Raw genomic sequence first — 15,140 nt, 5'->3', positions numbered from 1 at the left:
GGGGGGGGGGGGGGGCCCGCTGGCGTCCCCCGGTTTCTTGTTTTGACGTTCGGGCGGGGCCCCCGGGGGGGGCCCCCCCCCCCCCCGGGGGGGGGGCCCCCCCCTCTCGTCTGCTCGGGAACCGGTCAGGCCTGGCGGTCGAGGCGGAGCTGCTCGAAGAAGCGCAGGTGCTCGATGCGGTCGACGGAGCCGGGGTTGACGGCCTGCTCCAGCGGAGTGCCGGAGAGGATCCGCTTGACCGGGACCTCGATCCGCTTGCCGGTGAGGGTGTGCGGGAGGCCGCGGACGGCGATGACCTCGTCGGGCACGTGGCGCGGGGAGAGCTCGGTGCGCAGTGCGGTGCGGATGCGGCCGATCAGGTCGTCGTTCAGTTCCGCGCCGGGGGCGAGGACGACGAACAGCGGCATCCAGTAGCCGCCGTCGGGCTCCTCCAGGCCGATGACCAGGGATTCGGCGATCTCGGGGAGGCGTTCGACGACCTCGTAGATGTCCGAGGAGCCCATCCGGACGCCCTGGCGGTTGAGGGTGGAGTCGGAGCGGCCGTGGATGACGACGGTGCCGCGGGAGGTGACGGTGATCCAGTCGCCGTGGCGCCAGATGCCGGGGTACGTGTCGAAGTAGCTGTCGTGGTACCGGGTGCCCTCGGGGTCGTTCCAGAAGCCGGTGGGCATCGACGGGATGGGCTTGGTGACGACGAGTTCGCCGACGGCGTCGGTGAGCGGCTTGCCCTGGACGTCCCAGGACTCGACGGCGGCGCCGAGGCAGGGGGCCTGGATCTCGCCGAGGTGCACCGGCAGGGTGGGGACGCCGCCGACGAAGCAGGAGCAGACGTCGGTGCCGCCGCTGACCGAGGCAAGCCAGACGTCCTCCTTGACCTCGTCGTAGATCCAGCGGAAGCCGTCGGGCGGGAGCGGGGAGCCGGTGGTGCCGATGCAGCGCACGGCGGAGAGGTCGAGGTCGCGGCCGGGGTGGAGTTCGGCCTTGCGGCTGGCGATCACGTAGGCGGCGGAGGTGCCGAGGACGGTGGCGCCGGTGCGGGCGGCGACCGACCAGAGGGCGCCGGTGTCCGGGTGGCCGGGACTGCCGTCGTAGGTGACGATCGTGGACCCGACGAGGAGGCCGGCCAGCAGGAAGTTCCACATCATCCAGCCGGTGGAGGTGTACCAGAGGAAGCGGTCCTGGGGGCCGAGGTCGAGGTGGAGGCCGGCCTGCTTGAGGTGTTCGAGCAGGATGCCGCCCTGGCTCTGGACGATGGCCTTGGGCAGGCCGGTGGTGCCGGAGGAGTAGAGGACCCAGAGCGGATGGTCGAAGGGGACCGGCTCGAAGACCGGCTCGACGTCGTCGGCGACCAGGTCGTCCCAGTTCAGGGCGCCCTCGGGGGCGGGGGCGCCGAGCAGCGGGACGTGCACGACGGTGCGCAGGCCGGGGAGCTCGCGGCGGAGCTCGGCGACGACCTCGCTGCGGTCGTGGTCCTTGCCGCCGTAGTGGTAGCCGTCGATGGCGAAGAGGACGGCGGGTTCGATCTGCTGGAGGCGGTCGAGGACGCTGCGCGCGCCGAAGTCGGGGGCGCAGCTGGTCCAGACCGCGCCGACGGCGGCGGTGGCGAGCAGGGCGACGGCGGCCTGCGGGATGTTGGGCAGGTAGGCGCCGACCCGGTCGCCGGGGCCGATGCCGCGGGCGCGCAGGGCGGCGGCCAGCGAGCCGACCTGGCGGCGCAGCTCGGACCAGGTGAGGACGGCCGGCTGCTCGGAGGTCTCGTCGAGGTGGAGGATCGCGGGGCGGTCGGCGTTCGCGGGATCCTCGGCGGCGCGCAGGGCGTGCTCGGCGTAGTTGAGGCGGGCGCCGGGGAACCAGCGGGCGCCGGGCATGGCCGGGTCGGCGAGGACGGCCTCGGGGGCCTGGGTGAAGCGGACGTCGAACCACTGGGTGATCGCGGTCCAGAACCGGTCGAGGTCCTCGGTGGACCAGGCGTGCAGGTCGGCGTAGCGCTGGGCGGCCTGCTGGTCGTCGGCGGCCGGGGCGAGCGGGGCGGCCGGGGCGCCGTGGTGTTCGGCGGCCCAGGCCTGGAAGGCCACCAGGGTGGTGGCGGCGGCGCGAGCGGGGTTGGGGCGCCAGAGCGGCTGGTCCTGTGGTGGGGTGCTCACGGTGGTGGTCTCCCGGCCGGTGGTGGGGACGGGAGGGCTCGTGGCAGACCCGTCCGGTTGGGCTGTCGGTGCAGACCATGCCATGTGATCGCCCGCCGCGCCAGGGTCGGCCGTTGGGTGGACGGGAGATCGGCGGGCCGGTCAGCGGGGGGTGAACTCGCCGCTGAACCAGCGGCGCAGGACGCCGTTGTGGAAGTCCCAGACGAGCGGGGTTTCGGCGGTGGCGAGCAGCCAGCCGTCGGTCTCGTCGGTGGGGTACGAGGGCGGGAGGTCGGCGAGCGGGCGGGCCGGGAGCAGTCCGCAGAGCATGACGAAGCGGCCGTTGGGGTCGGAGGCGGTGTGGATCAGGGTGATGTCGGCCGGGTCGGCCACGATCCCGGTCTCCTCGTGCAGTTCCCGCACGCAGGCCTGCTGCCAGCTCTCGCCGTAGTCCATGTAGCCGCCGGGGAAGGCGAGTTCGCCGTATCCGGGTTCGATGGTGCGGCGGATGACGACCAGGGCCGGGTCGGCGTCGGGGCGGGTGACGGGGAGGACGGTGACCGCGACGGGCAGGGGGTTGCGGTAGCTGATCTCGGCGCAGCCGGGGCAGGTGCGGGGCCAGAGGCGGGTGCCGGGCGGGTAGGGCGTGCCGCAGAAGTGGCAGTGCGAGAACGGCCGGTGGGTTGTCTGCTGGGCTTCGCCGGCGGTCGTCGCCGTGTCGGCGGTCGTCGCTTCGTCAGTGGTCATGGCCGGATGGTAGCCCCGTCGGTCGGCGGTGTTCCCGCGGGCCGCCGAACCTCAGGGGGCGTCGGCGACGTCGGCCGCGTCGGCGGCCGGGTCGTCGCGGGTGGGGCGGAGCAGCGCGGGGTGCAGCAGGCGGGCGTCGCCGGCGTGGTAGGTGCGGGCACGGGGGCCGCCGCGGGCGCCGCCGCGCTCGGTGGTGGTGCCGGTGCTCTCGACGAAGCCGGGTACGGACAGCACCTTGCGGTGGAAGTTGCCGGGGTGGAGCTTCTCGTCCCAGACCGCCTCGTAGACGGCGCGGAGGTCGGGGATGGTGAAGTCGTACGGCAGGAAGGCGGTGGCCAGCGGGCTGTACTCGAGCTTGGCGCGCACCCGGTCGAGGCCGTCGGAGAGGATGCGGGCGTGGTCGAAGGCCAGGGGGAGCGGGCAGGGGCCGGTGCGCCCGTCGACACCACCCCCGTGGGTGTCGGCGGGCGCACCGGCGGCTCGGGACCGGCCGCAGGGCCGGAGGTCCAGGTCGGAGACGGGGTGCCAGGCGGCGGCCGCGGCGTCCGTCCCGGCCTGGGGGTCGGGCAGGTCCGGGGCGAAGGCGAGGTAGGCGACGGAGACGACGTGCATCCGCGGATCCCGCTCGGGGGCGCCGTAGGTGCCGAGCTGTTCGAGGTGGAGGCGGCAGAGCGTGGCCTCGGCCCCGGAGTCGCTCAGCAGGCCCGTCTCCTCGGCGAGCTCGCGGGCGGCGGCCTCGTCGAGGCCCTCCTCGCCGGCCCGCAGGAAGCCGCCGGGCAGCGCCCAGCTGCCCTGGTGGGGCGGGGCGCCGCGTTCGACGAGCAGGACGTGCAGGCTGCCGTGGCGCAGCGTCAGGGCGACCACGTCCACGGTGACGGCGATCGGCGCGTAGGCGCGCGGGTCGTACGCGGCGAGCCACTCCTGTTCGGCTCCGGGCCCGGTGGGGGCCGGAGCGTCGTCCGCTGCCATCGCCGGGCTCCTCTCCGTGCTCTCCGGTGCCGCCGGCCTGCGCCGCCGGTGCTGTTCTTCTCGGGCTGAGCACAACGTAGCGAGTCCGTTCCCCGGCGGCAAATGCTTTTCCTGCTCGGCCGGGGGGTGCCCGCCCGTAGGCTGTGACCAGGAACTCTTCCTCAGGAGGCCGACATGCCCGCTGTTCCCCCGCCGGACTTCGCCGCCGCGCTGGCCGCCGGTCCGCTGGTGCTCGACGGTGGTCTGTCGAACCAGTTGGCGGCGGCCGGGCACGACCTCTCGGACGAGCTGTGGTCGGCGCGGCTGCTGGCGGACGACCCGCAGGCGGTGCTGGCGGCGCACCGGGCGTACTTCGCGGCCGGTGCGGACGTCGCGATAACCGCGAGCTACCAGGCGAGCTTCGAGGGCTTCGCGCGCCGCGGGGTCGGCCGGGCGCAGGCCGCGCGGCTGCTGGCGAGCAGCGTGGAGCTGGCCCGGGAGGCGGCGCGGCCGGAGCCGGGCGGGCGGCGGCGCTGGGTGGCGGCCTCGGTGGGCCCGTACGGGGCGGTGCTGGCGGACGGCTCGGAGTACCGGGGCCGGTACGGGCTGAGCGTCGCGGAGCTGGCGGACTTCCACCGGCCGCGGCTGGAGGTGCTGGCCGCGGCCCGGCCGGACGTGCTGGCGCTGGAGACGATCCCGGACGCGGACGAGGCGCGGGCGCTGCTGGGGCTGGTGCGCGGGCTGGCGGTGCCGGCCTGGCTGTCGTACAGCATCGAGGGCGACCGGACCAGGGCCGGGCAGCCGCTGGCGGAGGCCTTCGCGCCGGCCGCCGAGGTGGACGAGGTGATCGCGGTGGGCGTCAACTGCTGCACGCCGCAGGACGCGGACCGGGCGGTGGCGGTGGCCGCCGAGGTGACCGGCAAGCCGGTGGTGGTCTACCCGAACAGCGGGGAGAGCTGGGACGCCACCCGCCGGGGCTGGCGCGGCGAGCCGACCTTCCGCTCGGCCCGGGTGGGCGGCTGGCTCGCGGACGGCGCCCGGCTGGTGGGCGGCTGCTGCCGGGTGGGGACGGACGGGATCGCGGCGCTGGCCGCGGAGGTGACGGTGCTGCGGGCGCAGCGCGCGGGGGCGGTGGGCTGACGGCGCGGGGCCGCTGAGGGGGCGTCGCGGGGTCGTCCGCGCACGCAGCGGCCCGGGGTGCGGGCCGGGCCGCCGGTGGCGGGGACCGGGGCGGGTTCCCCGGGGGGAAGGTGCACGGAGTCAGGGCGGCCTGGCAGACTCGTCCCGTCATCACTGCGGTCGACATTGTCGACCGCCTGTCAGCGCGGAGGTACCCATGCCCGGCCCGATCCAGTCGCTTTCCCGGGCCGCCGCGATCATGCGCCTGCTGGCCGGCGGTGAGCGCCGGCTGGGCCTGTCCGAGGTCGCGACGGCGCTGGGCCTGGCCAAGGGGACCGCGCACGGCATCCTGCGCACGCTCCAGCAGGAGGGGTTCGTCGAGCAGGATCCGGAGACCGGCAAGTACCAGCTGGGCGCCGAACTGCTGCGGCTGGGGCAGAGCTACCTGGACGTGCACGAGCTGCGGGCGCGGGCGCTGGTGTGGGCGGACGACCTGGCCCGGGCGGCCGGGGAGACGGTCTACCTGGGGGTGCTGCACCAGCAGGGCGTGCTGATCGTGCACCACGTGTTCCGGCCGGACGACACCCGGCAGGTGCTGGAGGTGGGCTCGATGCAGCCGTTGCACAGCACCGCTCTGGGCAAGGTGCTGGTGGCCTACGACCCGGTCGCGCGCGGGGAGTTGGGCGACGGCCCGTACGAGTCGTACACCGTGCGGACGCTGACCCGGGCGGCCGACCTGGACGCCGACTGCGCACTGATCCGGGAACGCGGCTGGGCGGACTCGATCGAGGAGACCTGGGAGGGCGTGGCCTCGATCGGCGCGCTGATCCAGGACCGGCGGCGCAACCCGGTGGGCGCGGTGTGCATCAGCGGGGCGGTCGAGCGGGTCTGCGAGGACGGCTTCGTGAAGCCCTCGCTGGTGGCCTCGGTGCGCAGCGCGGCGCGGGCGATCTCCCGCGACCTGGGCGCCGGGCGGTTCTGAGCGCATCCACGGGCGGCTCGCCGGGGGCCGCCGATTCGTCACGCTGAGGCGCGGACGGCCGGGAGGCCTGTCCGCGCCTCTGGCGTTTTGTCCTGATTCGGGGCGCTCCGCTCGGTAACGTCGACGGCCCCGCCGAGGCGGTGGTCACAGCTGCGTAACCCTGCCTTGACGAGGGGGCGACCTGAGGAGGAAGCTTCCGCATGACGGTCGACATTGTCGAACGATGGCCGGAGAGATCGCTCCCACAGTGCGCTCACCCGCACAGCGATCGACCGGCCGCCTGCCCCCACCTACCCTCCGGGCCATATGGACAAGGGAGTCTTTGTGTCCGCGTTCTCCAACGGCGACGTTTTCGTCGGCGAAACCCTCGGCACCGCCGCCCTGATACTCCTCGGCGGTGGCGTCTGCGCCGCCGTGACCCTCAAGAAGTCGAAGGCCGTCAACGCCGGCTGGCTGGCGATCACCTTCGGCTGGGGATTCGCGGTCCTCATCGCCGCCTACATGTCGGCTCCGAAGTCCGGCGCCCACCTGAACCCCGCCGTCACCATCGCGCTCGCGGTGAAGAGCGGCGAGTGGAGCCAGGTGCCGCTCTACCTCGGTTCCCAGCTGCTCGGCGCGATCATCGGCGCCGTACTGGTCTGGGCCACCTACCTGGGCCAGTTCAACGCGAACGAGGAGCCCACCCTCGGCATCTTCTCGACCGGTCCCGAGATCCGGAACCCGATCCAGAACGTGCTCACCGAGGTCATCGGCACCTTCGTGCTCTGCTTCGCGATCCTCACCATCGGCACCAACACCGGCCTCTCCCAGTCCGGCACCAGCACCCTGATGGTCGCCTTCACCGTCGTCGGCATCGGCCTCTCGCTGGGCGGCCCGACCGGCTACGCGATCAACCCGGCCCGTGACCTCGGCCCGCGCATCGCGCACTCCCTGCTGCCGATCCCGAACAAGGGCGGCTCGGACTGGTCCTACGCCTGGATCCCGGTCATCGGCCCGATCCTGGGCGGCCTCGCGGCCGGCGGCGTCTACAACGCGATCTTCTAAAGGACGGGTTCGACCCCGCCACACACGGGGACTGACCGAACAGGCGTGTCAGGCCCACCCACCCCGTATCCCCCGAACCCGAGCCGAGGACCCTCCCCATGACCACCACCGGTAACTACATCGCCGCGATCGACCAGGGCACCACCTCCAGCCGCTGCATCATCTTCGGCGCCGACGGCCGGATCGTCTCCGTCGACCAGCAGGAGCACCGGCAGATCTTCCCCCAGCCCGGCTACGTCGAGCACGACGCCGCCGAGATCTGGACCCGGGTGCAGTCGGTCGTCCGCGGCGCGCTGGAGAAGGCCGGCCTGACCAGGGACGACATCCGCGCGATCGGCATCACCAACCAGCGCGAGACCACCGTCCTGTGGGACAAGAACACCGGCGAGCCGGTGCACAACGCGCTGGTGTGGCAGGACACCCGCACCGAGGCGCTCTGCCGCGAGCTGGGCCGCAACGTCGGCCAGGACCGCTTCCGCCGCGAGACCGGCCTCCCGCTGGCCAGCTACTTCGCCGGCCCGAAGATCCGCTGGCTGCTGGACAACGTCGAGGGCCTGCGCGAGCGCGCCGAGGCCGGCGACATCCTGTTCGGCACCATGGACACCTGGGTGATCTGGAACCTCACCGGCGGTGTCGACGGCGGCAAGCACGTCACGGACGTCACCAACGCCAGCCGCACCATGCTGATGAACCTGCAGACCCTGCAGTGGGACGAGAAGATCGCCGACTCGATGGGCGTCCCGATGTCCGTCCTGCCGGAGATCCGCTCCTCCGCCGAGGTGTACGGCGAGGCCGTCGGCGACCTGGCCGGCGTTCCCGTCGCCTCCGCGCTCGGCGACCAGCAGGCCGCGCTGTTCGGGCAGACCTGCTTCGACGAGGGCGAGGCCAAGTCCACCTACGGCACCGGCACCTTCCTGCTGCTGAACACCGGCGAGAAGATCGTCAACTCGTACCACGGCCTGCTGACCACCGTCGGCTACCGGATCGGCGACCAGGCCCCGGTGTACGCCCTGGAAGGCTCGATCGCCGTCACCGGCTCGCTCGTCCAGTGGCTGCGCGACCAGCTCGGCATCATCTCCACCGCCGCCGAGATCGAGACCCTCGCCAACACCGTCGAGGACAACGGCGGCGCCTACTTCGTCCCGGCCTTCTCCGGCCTGTTCGCCCCGTACTGGCGCTCCGACGCCCGCGGTGTGATCGCCGGTCTGACCCGATACGTCACCAAGGGCCACCTGGCCCGGGCCGTCCTGGAGGCCACCGCCTGGCAGACCCGCGAGGTCGTCGACGCCATGCAGAAGGACTCCGGGGTCGAGCTCACCGCCCTCAAGGTCGACGGCGGCATGACCAGCAACAACCTGCTCATGCAGAACATCGCCGACGTCCTGGACGCCCCGGTCGAGCGCCCGTACGTGGCCGAGACCACCGCCCTCGGCGCCGCCTACGCGGCCGGACTCGCCGTCGGCTTCTGGAACGACCTCGACACCCTGCGGGCCAACTGGCACCGCGCCGCCGAGTGGACCCCGCGCATGGACGAGGCCACCCGGGAGCGCGAGTACAAGAAGTGGCTCAAGGCCGTGGAGCGCACCATGGACTGGGTGGAGGAGGAAGAGAACAACTGATCGACAAGCCGGTCGGGGCCCCGTGCCCCGGCCGGCCGCCCGCCGTTCCGGCAGCGGGTGTCACCGAGTTTCACCGGCCCGCCGCACCGGGCCGACGGCCTCTCCCGAAGGGGCCGCACCGCACACGAGAGGAGTAACGGCGCCGCCCGACCCGCGCGCGCCGTACACAACCACCATGGCAACCATCCCGACCCTGGGCGCCGAGCGCACCGCCGGCCACACCGCCTCCCGCGCCGAGACCCGCGAGCTGCTCGGCAAGGCCACCTACGACCTGCTGGTGATCGGGGGCGGCATCCTCGGCACGGCCGTCGCCTGGACCGCGTCCCAGGCCGGCCTGAAGGTCGCCATGGTCGACGCCGGCGACTTCGCCGGCGCCACCTCCAGCGCCTCCTCCAAGCTCGTCCACGGCGGTCTGCGCTACCTGCAGACCGGCGCGGTCAAGCTGGTCGCGGAGAACCACAAGGAGCGCCGCGCGCTCTCCACCGACGTGGCCCCGCACCTGGTCAACCCGCTGACCTTCTTCGTGCCGGTCTACAAGGGCGGCCCGCACGGCGCGGCCAAGCTCGGCGCCGGTGTCTTCCTGTACTCCGCGCTGTCGGCCTTCCGCGACGGCATGGGCCGGGTCTCCACCGCCGCGCACGCCATCCAGCAGGTGCCCGCGCTGCGCACCGAGGGCCTGCGCTCGGTGGCCGTCTACGGCGACCACCAGATGAACGACTCGCGCGTCGCCGTGATGACCGTCCGCGCCGCCGTCGACGCCGGCGCCGTGGTGCTGAACCACGCCGAGGTCACCGGCCTGCGCTTCACCGGCGGCCGGGTCACCGGCGCCGAGCTCCGCGACCGCCTGGACGGCAGCGAGTTCGGCGTCAACGCCCGCCTGGTGCTGAACGCCACCGGCCCGTGGGTGGACCACCTGCGCACGATGGAGGACGCCGGCGCCGCGCCGTCGATCCGCCTCTCCAAGGGCGCCCACGTGGTCGTCAAGCGCCGCTCGCCGTGGCGCGCCGCGCTGACCATCCCGATCGACAAGTACCGCGTCTCCTTCGCCATCCCGTGGGAGGACCACGTCCTGCTCGGCACCACCGACGAGGAGTACACCGGCGACCCCAAGGACGTCCGGGCCACCGAGGCGGACGTCGACCAGATCCTGGGCGAGGCCGCGCACGCGATCCGCGACGAGCACCTCGACCGCGACCTGATCACCTACTCCTTCGCCGGCCTGCGGGTGCTGCCGGGCGGGCCGGGCGACACCGCCGCCGCCAAGCGCGAGACCGTCGTCACCGAGGGCCGCGGCGGCATGCTGTCGGTCTCCGGCGGCAAGTGGACCACCTACCGGCACATCGGCCGCACCGTGCTGGAGAAGCTGGCCCACGTGCCCGGCACCAGCCTCGGCGAGGACATGTCCCCGATCGCCCCGACCGTCCCGCTGCCGGGCGTCGGCGCGCCGAACGCGGTGGCGCACCGCCTGCTGATCGACCGCGAGCCGGGCTCGCGGATGGAGCCGCTGGTGGCCAAGCACCTGGCCAGCCACTACGGCACCCTGTCCTTCGACATCGCCCGCATGATCGACGAGAACCCGGAGCTCGGCCGGCCGATCCACGAGGACGGCCCGGACGTCTGGGCGCAGGTCGCGTACGCGGCGGACAACGAGTGGGCGTACACCGCGGACGACGTGCTGCGCCGCCGCACCACGATGACGGTGCGCGGGCTGGACACGCCGGAGATCAAGGCCGAGGTCGAGGCCTTCCTCGCGAAGCGCGCGAAGTGAGCGGTGGGCGGTAGGCGGTAGGCCGCGTCCTTCACGGCGGGCGGGCGTTCGGGGTTTCCCGGGCGCCCGCCCGCCGTTTCGCGTACCCCGGGACCGTCAGGCCGGGACGCCGGCCTCGACCACCCGCTTCCTCGGGTGGAGGGCGGGGCGGGTGGGCACGGCGTCCGGCCGGTCGCGTCCCGGGCGGAGGCGCCGGCCGAGCAGGTCGCCGCGCACAGCCGGGAGGTGGCGCGGTCGCGGAGGACCTGCCGGCGGCGGCGACGGCGGTGCGGTGCTGTCGGGGCTGCTGGGCCGAGCCGGGCCCTGACGGCCCGGTCGGGCCGGTCGGGCCGGTCGGGCCGAGGAAACGCCGAGGGGCGGCACCCGTACGGTCACGGGTGCCGCCCCTCGGCGTCGCTGCTTCGTGCGGTGGCCCTGTGGCGCACCGGTTCTGCGGTGCGCCGGCCGGTTCCGCGCGCTAGATGATCAGGCTGAGCGGCAGGATCAGGGCGATGGCGACCACCGAGATCACCGTCTCCATCACCGACCAGGACTTCAGCGTCTGCCCGACGCTCATCCCGAAGTACTCCTTCACCAGCCAGAAGCCGGCGTCGTTGACGTGCGAGAAGAACAGCGAGCCGGCGCCGATCGCGAGCACCAGCAGGGCCGCGTGGGTCGAGGACATGTTCGCGGCGAGCGGGGAGACGATGCCGGCGGCGGTGATCGTGGCGACCGTCGCCGAGCCGGTGGCCAGGCGGATCAGCACGGCGATCAGCCAGCCCAGCAGCAGCGCCGAGATGTGCCACTTGCCGGACCACTCGCTCACCGCGTTGCCGACGCCCACGTCGATCAGGGTCTGCTTGAAGCCGCCGCCCGCGCCGACGATGAACACGATGCCGGCGATGGGGCCGAGCGACTTGCCGACGGTGTCGGAGATCCGGGCCTTGTCGAAACCGGCCGCCTTGCCGAGGGTCACCATGCCGAGCAGGGTGGCTGCGAGCAGGGCGATCAGCGGGGACCCTATGAAGTCGAACACCCGCTGGCCCAGCGCCTTCGGGTCGTCGATCACCACGTCGGCCAGCGCCTTGCCGAGCATCAGCACGACGGGCAGCAGGATGGTGGCCAGCACCGCGGCGAAGGACGGGGTGCGCTCGTGCTTGGCCGTCTCCTCGGGGGCGGTGGCCGCCGGGATCTCCAGCGGGCCGACCCAGCGCTCGGCGAGCCGCGCGAACAGCGGGCCGGCGATGATCAGGGTCGGGACGGCGATCAGCAGGCCGAGCGCCAGGGTGATGCCGAGGTCGGCCTTCAGCGCGTCGACGGCGACCAGCGGGCCCGGGTGCGGGGGCACCAGGCCGTGCAGCACCGACAGGCCGGCCAGGGCCGGGATGCCGATCCGGATCAGCGGGACGTTGCCGCGGCGGGCGACCAGCAGCACGATCGGGATCAGCAGGACGACCCCGACCTCGAAGAACAGCGGCAGGCCGAGCACGGCCGCGATCAGCGCCATCGCCCAGGGCAGCGCCTTGTTGCCGGTCCGGGAGAGCACGGTGTCCGCGATGATGTTGGCGCCGCCGGAGTCGGCGAGCAGCTTGCCGAGCATCGCGCCGAGGCCGATCAGCAGGCCGACGCTGGCGACGGTGGAACCGAAGCCCGTGGAGAAGCTGCTGAGCAGCTTGTCGAAGGGGGCACCCGCGACGGCGGCCAGCAGACCGGAGCCGAGCGTGAGGGCGAGGAACGGGTGCAGCTTCAGCTTGGTGATCAGTACGACGATCGCACCGATGCTGAGCAGCACCGCGATCAGCAGCTGGGAGTCGCTGCTGGTGTGCGGCAGGGCCGGTGGGGCGGCCGCCAGCAGAGTGGGGGACATGCTCACGCGAGGTCTCCATTGACGGGCCGCAGCAGTGCCGCGGCCATCTCGACGAGTTCTTCGGGGGACGGGCCGACGTCCAGGACGGCACCGCGCTCGTCCGCCGCCAGGGGTTCCAGGGCGGCGTACTGCGAGTCGAGCAGCGACGACGGCATGAAGTGGCCGGTGCGGTGGCTGAGCCGGTCCTCGACCAGCTCGTGACCACCGCTGAGGTGCAGGAAGAAGGCGCCCGGGCAGGCCGCGCGCAGGGTGTCGCGATAGCGGTGCTTCAGCGCCGAGCAGGTGACCACACCGCCGGTGCCGGCCTCGGTCCGCTCCCTGAGCCAGTCGCCGATGGCGCGCAGCCAGGGGGCGCGGTCCTGGTCGTCCAGCGGGATGCCGTCGGACATCTTGGCGATGTTGGCCGCGGGGTGGAAGTCGTCCGCCTCCGCGAAGGGGAGGGCGAGGCGGTCCGCCAGCAGGCGGGCCAGGGTGGTCTTGCCGACGCCCGAGACGCCCATCACCACCACGGTGAGGGGGGCCTGCGGGAGGTCGTGGTTCTCGACGCTGAGAGCCATGGGGTGGTGCTCCTTCGTTGCCTGGCCGCCACTATCGCCTCAAAGATATGACGTATTCAAGTGGCGGAAACCAAATCGTCATACTTTTAAGGTGTGGCCTGGATCGCAGGGCGACGTGAAGGCCCGCGGGGCGGGCGTCTACGCTGGGCGGATGGAGATCCAGGGACTGCCCGGGCGGCTGCTCGACGAGCTCGGACCGGCGATCGCGTCGGGGGAGATCCCCGAGGGGGCGGTGCTGCGCGCGGAGGAGCTGGAGGGCCGGTTCGGGGTGTCCCGGACGGTCGTCCGGGAGGCGGTGCGCGTCCTGGAGGGGATGCGGATGGTGGCCTCCCGGCGTCGGGTCGGGATCACCGTCCAGCCCAAGTCGCTCTGGGACGTCTTCGACCCGATGGTGATCCGCTGGCGCCTGGCCGGCGCGGACCGCCCCGCCCAGCTGCGCTCGCTCGGCTCGCTGCGGGTGGCCGTGGAACCGGCCGCCGCCGCGCTCGCCGCCACCCACGCCAGCGACGACGACCGGCGCGAACTCAGCTCGCTGGCCGTGGATCTGACGGTCACCGCACGGGCCGCCGACCTGAACTCCTTCCTCGAGCACGACATCGCCTTCCACTCCCTGGTGCTGCGCGCCTCGGGGAACGAGATGTTCGCCCACCTCGGGGACACCGTCGCGGCGGTGCTCACCGGCCGGACCGAGTATCATCTGATGCCCCATCAGCCGGAGCCGTACGCGATCCGGCTGCACCGCGAGGTCGCGGAGGCGATCTGCGCCCAGAACGCCGTCCACGCCGAGCAGGCGATGCGGACGATCGTGACCGGCGCGCTGGAGGAGCTGAACCTCCAACTGGACTGAGCCGCTGGCGCCCCGGGGCCGCCGGGGCCGCCCGGCCTGCCGGGACCGTCCGGATGACACGATTTGGTGGCAGTTCGACGGTTTGGGACGCATAGTCCTGGTTCGGCGGGGCAGAGTGAGGCGAGGGGCGCGTTTCGTGTGCGCCCGTTCCGTATGCTTCGCAGAACACGCGCCACGCGCCTGGGGGTCGCTCGATGTCCGTGCCACGCCGCCGCCGTCGTCGCCTGCCCGACGAGGTGCGCGCCGCCGCAGTCCGGGCGGTGCTCTGCCTGTCCTTCACCCTGGTGGGCGTCGTGGTGGCGACGCTGGCCTCGTACGCGGGCAGTTGGCTGCTGACGCCGGCGCTGTTGGCCATGGGGCTCGGGGTGTTCGGCACCATGTGGTGCCTGCTGGAGATCCTGATCTCCCGCCAGGTCGCGGCCCAGCGGATGCGGGCGCCGGGCTCCACGCACCCGATGGCGGGCAGCCGGGCGCCCTCCGAGCCGCTGGCCGCGCGGCCGTTCCCCCGGCCCGGCTCGTCCTCGGTGTACCGGCAGCCGTACGAGGCGCCGCAGCCTCCGCAGCCCAGGCCGCCCTCGCCGCCGCAGCCGTACGGCGGTCCGGGGCGGCAGCAGCCGTACGGGCCGGGGCAGCAGCCGCAGCAGGCGCCGTACCAGCAGCCCCATCAGCAGCCGTACCAACCGCCGCGCCCGGCACCGCAGCAGCCGCCGCGCCAGGCCCGGGTGCAGACCAACCACCCGTAGCGCCGGGCGGATCGGTCAATCCCGCACCGGCAGCGCCCGGTAGTGGGTGGTGAGTCGGCGGTCCCCGTCCAGAAGGTGGAAGGCCAGCATCGGCGGGTGGTCGAACGAGACGCCGCGCCCGCCCTCGCAGGGCAGCGTGACGGTGGAGGCCACGCCGGGCGCCACCAGCAGCGGCAGACCGGCGAAGGTGGTCGCCGCGGGGGTGTGCGAGTGGCCGCAGAACAGGGCGACCACCCGGGGGTGCCGGCGCAGGACCCGGGCCAGCCGCTCCTCGCCGAACTGGCGGATCGGGTCGACGTACGGCAGGTGCAGCTCGACCGGCGGGTGGTGGAAGGCCACCAGGGCGGGCAACTCGGCGCGCCCCTCGGTGAGTTGCGTGTCCAGCCAGTCCAGTGTCTCCTCGTCCAGCAGGCCGTCGTGCCGCCCGGGTATCGAGGAGTCGAGCATCAGCACGTCGGCGCCCGGCAGTCGGTGCAGCCGGTTGACGGGCCCCTCCCCCGGCGCCTCGCCGAGCAGCACCTCCCGGTACGGCGCCCGGGAGTCGTGGTTGCCCGGGCAGGTGAGCACCGGGTGCCGGGAGGCCAGCACCTCGGCGACCTCCCGGTACTCCCCGGGCCGGCCGTGGTCGGCGAGGTCGCCGGTGACCAGCACCGCGTCCAGCGGGCCGGGCAGGGCGTCGAGGTACGCCATCACCTGCTCGGCCCGCCGCCGGGCGCGCTTGCCGCCGTCCCGGCGGTGGACCTGGCCGAGGTGGATGTCACTGAGGTGCGCGATCGTCAGCATGCCGATCACGCTAA

At 73.4% G+C, this 15,140-nt stretch carries 13 protein-coding genes; 7 read left to right on the top strand and 6 right to left on the bottom strand.

The features are described 5' to 3' along the window. Nucleotides 1-125: 125 nt before the first annotated feature. From ACFWP2_RS37840 to ACFWP2_RS37830, 3 genes are read right to left on the bottom strand one after another with little or no spacing between them, the layout of a single operon-like run. A complete protein-coding gene (locus ACFWP2_RS37840; RefSeq protein WP_380460333.1) occupies nt 126-2,228 on the bottom strand; it encodes an acetoacetate--CoA ligase in 2,103 nt (700 codons plus the stop codon). 57 nt (nt 2,229-2,285) lie between these two features. Next, nucleotides 2,286-2,870 (bottom strand): NUDIX domain-containing protein, encoded by a 585-nt coding sequence (locus ACFWP2_RS37835; protein ID WP_380460331.1) that lies wholly within the window; start codon nt 2,868-2,870, stop codon nt 2,286-2,288. A gap of 51 nt (nt 2,871-2,921) precedes the next feature. Beyond that, nucleotides 2,922-3,839: an NUDIX domain-containing protein gene (locus tag ACFWP2_RS37830; RefSeq protein WP_380460329.1), complete on the bottom strand. Its 918-nt coding sequence runs from the start codon at nt 3,837-3,839 to the stop codon at nt 2,922-2,924. A gap of 174 nt (nt 3,840-4,013) precedes the next feature. On the opposite strand from ACFWP2_RS37830, the gene mmuM reads away from it, so the two are divergent. From mmuM to ACFWP2_RS37805, 5 genes are all read left to right on the top strand, one after another. Further along, the gene (gene mmuM / locus ACFWP2_RS37825; protein ID WP_380460327.1) at nt 4,014-4,958 is read left to right on the top strand and encodes a homocysteine S-methyltransferase; all 945 of its coding nucleotides are present in this window, start codon (nt 4,014-4,016) and stop codon (nt 4,956-4,958) included. A gap of 196 nt (nt 4,959-5,154) precedes the next feature. Then, on the top strand, nt 5,155-5,919 hold the full coding sequence (locus ACFWP2_RS37820; protein ID WP_380460325.1) for an IclR family transcriptional regulator: 765 nt from the start codon (nt 5,155-5,157) through the stop codon (nt 5,917-5,919). A 324-nt stretch (nt 5,920-6,243) separates the two neighbouring features. Then, nucleotides 6,244-6,963 (top strand): MIP/aquaporin family protein, encoded by a 720-nt coding sequence (locus ACFWP2_RS37815; protein WP_380460323.1) that lies wholly within the window; start codon nt 6,244-6,246, stop codon nt 6,961-6,963. A 98-nt stretch (nt 6,964-7,061) separates the two neighbouring features. Next, nucleotides 7,062-8,582 (top strand): glycerol kinase GlpK, encoded by a 1,521-nt coding sequence (gene glpK, locus ACFWP2_RS37810; RefSeq protein ID WP_380460321.1) that lies wholly within the window; start codon nt 7,062-7,064, stop codon nt 8,580-8,582. Nucleotides 8,583-8,757: 175 nt separating this feature from the next. Next, entirely contained in the window at nt 8,758-10,350 is a 1,593-nt protein-coding gene (locus tag ACFWP2_RS37805; protein ID WP_380460319.1) for an FAD-dependent oxidoreductase, read from the top strand. A gap of 457 nt (nt 10,351-10,807) precedes the next feature. Here ACFWP2_RS37805 and ACFWP2_RS37800 read toward each other — a convergent pair whose 3' ends face one another. Both ACFWP2_RS37800 and ACFWP2_RS37795 read right to left on the bottom strand, forming a co-directional pair. Beyond that, complete coding sequence (locus ACFWP2_RS37800; protein WP_380460339.1) at nt 10,808-12,196, bottom strand: gluconate:H+ symporter; 1,389 nt, start codon at nt 12,194-12,196, stop codon at nt 10,808-10,810. Between the two features lie 2 nt (nt 12,197-12,198). After that, nucleotides 12,199-12,753, bottom strand: a complete 555-nt coding sequence (locus ACFWP2_RS37795) for a gluconokinase (protein ID WP_380460317.1) — start codon at nt 12,751-12,753, stop codon at nt 12,199-12,201. Nucleotides 12,754-12,904: 151 nt separating this feature from the next. Between ACFWP2_RS37795 and ACFWP2_RS37790 the strand changes: the two genes are divergently transcribed. Next, nucleotides 12,905-13,600, top strand: a complete 696-nt coding sequence (locus ACFWP2_RS37790; RefSeq protein ID WP_380460315.1) for a FadR/GntR family transcriptional regulator — start codon at nt 12,905-12,907, stop codon at nt 13,598-13,600. 194 nt (nt 13,601-13,794) lie between these two features. Next, nucleotides 13,795-14,343: a hypothetical protein gene (locus ACFWP2_RS37785; protein WP_380460311.1), complete on the top strand. Its 549-nt coding sequence runs from the start codon at nt 13,795-13,797 to the stop codon at nt 14,341-14,343. 15 nt (nt 14,344-14,358) lie between these two features. On the opposite strand, the gene ACFWP2_RS37780 is transcribed toward ACFWP2_RS37785, so the two are convergent. Next, nucleotides 14,359-15,126: a metallophosphoesterase gene (locus ACFWP2_RS37780; RefSeq protein WP_380460309.1), complete on the bottom strand. Its 768-nt coding sequence runs from the start codon at nt 15,124-15,126 to the stop codon at nt 14,359-14,361. Nucleotides 15,127-15,140 lie beyond the last annotated feature (14 nt).

The sequence above is a fragment of the Kitasatospora sp. NPDC058444 genome, assembly GCF_042721415.1.
In the GTDB taxonomy this organism is placed as follows: domain Bacteria; phylum Actinomycetota; class Actinomycetes; order Streptomycetales; family Streptomycetaceae; genus Kitasatospora.
This window is presented reverse-complemented; position numbering and strand designations above follow the sequence as displayed.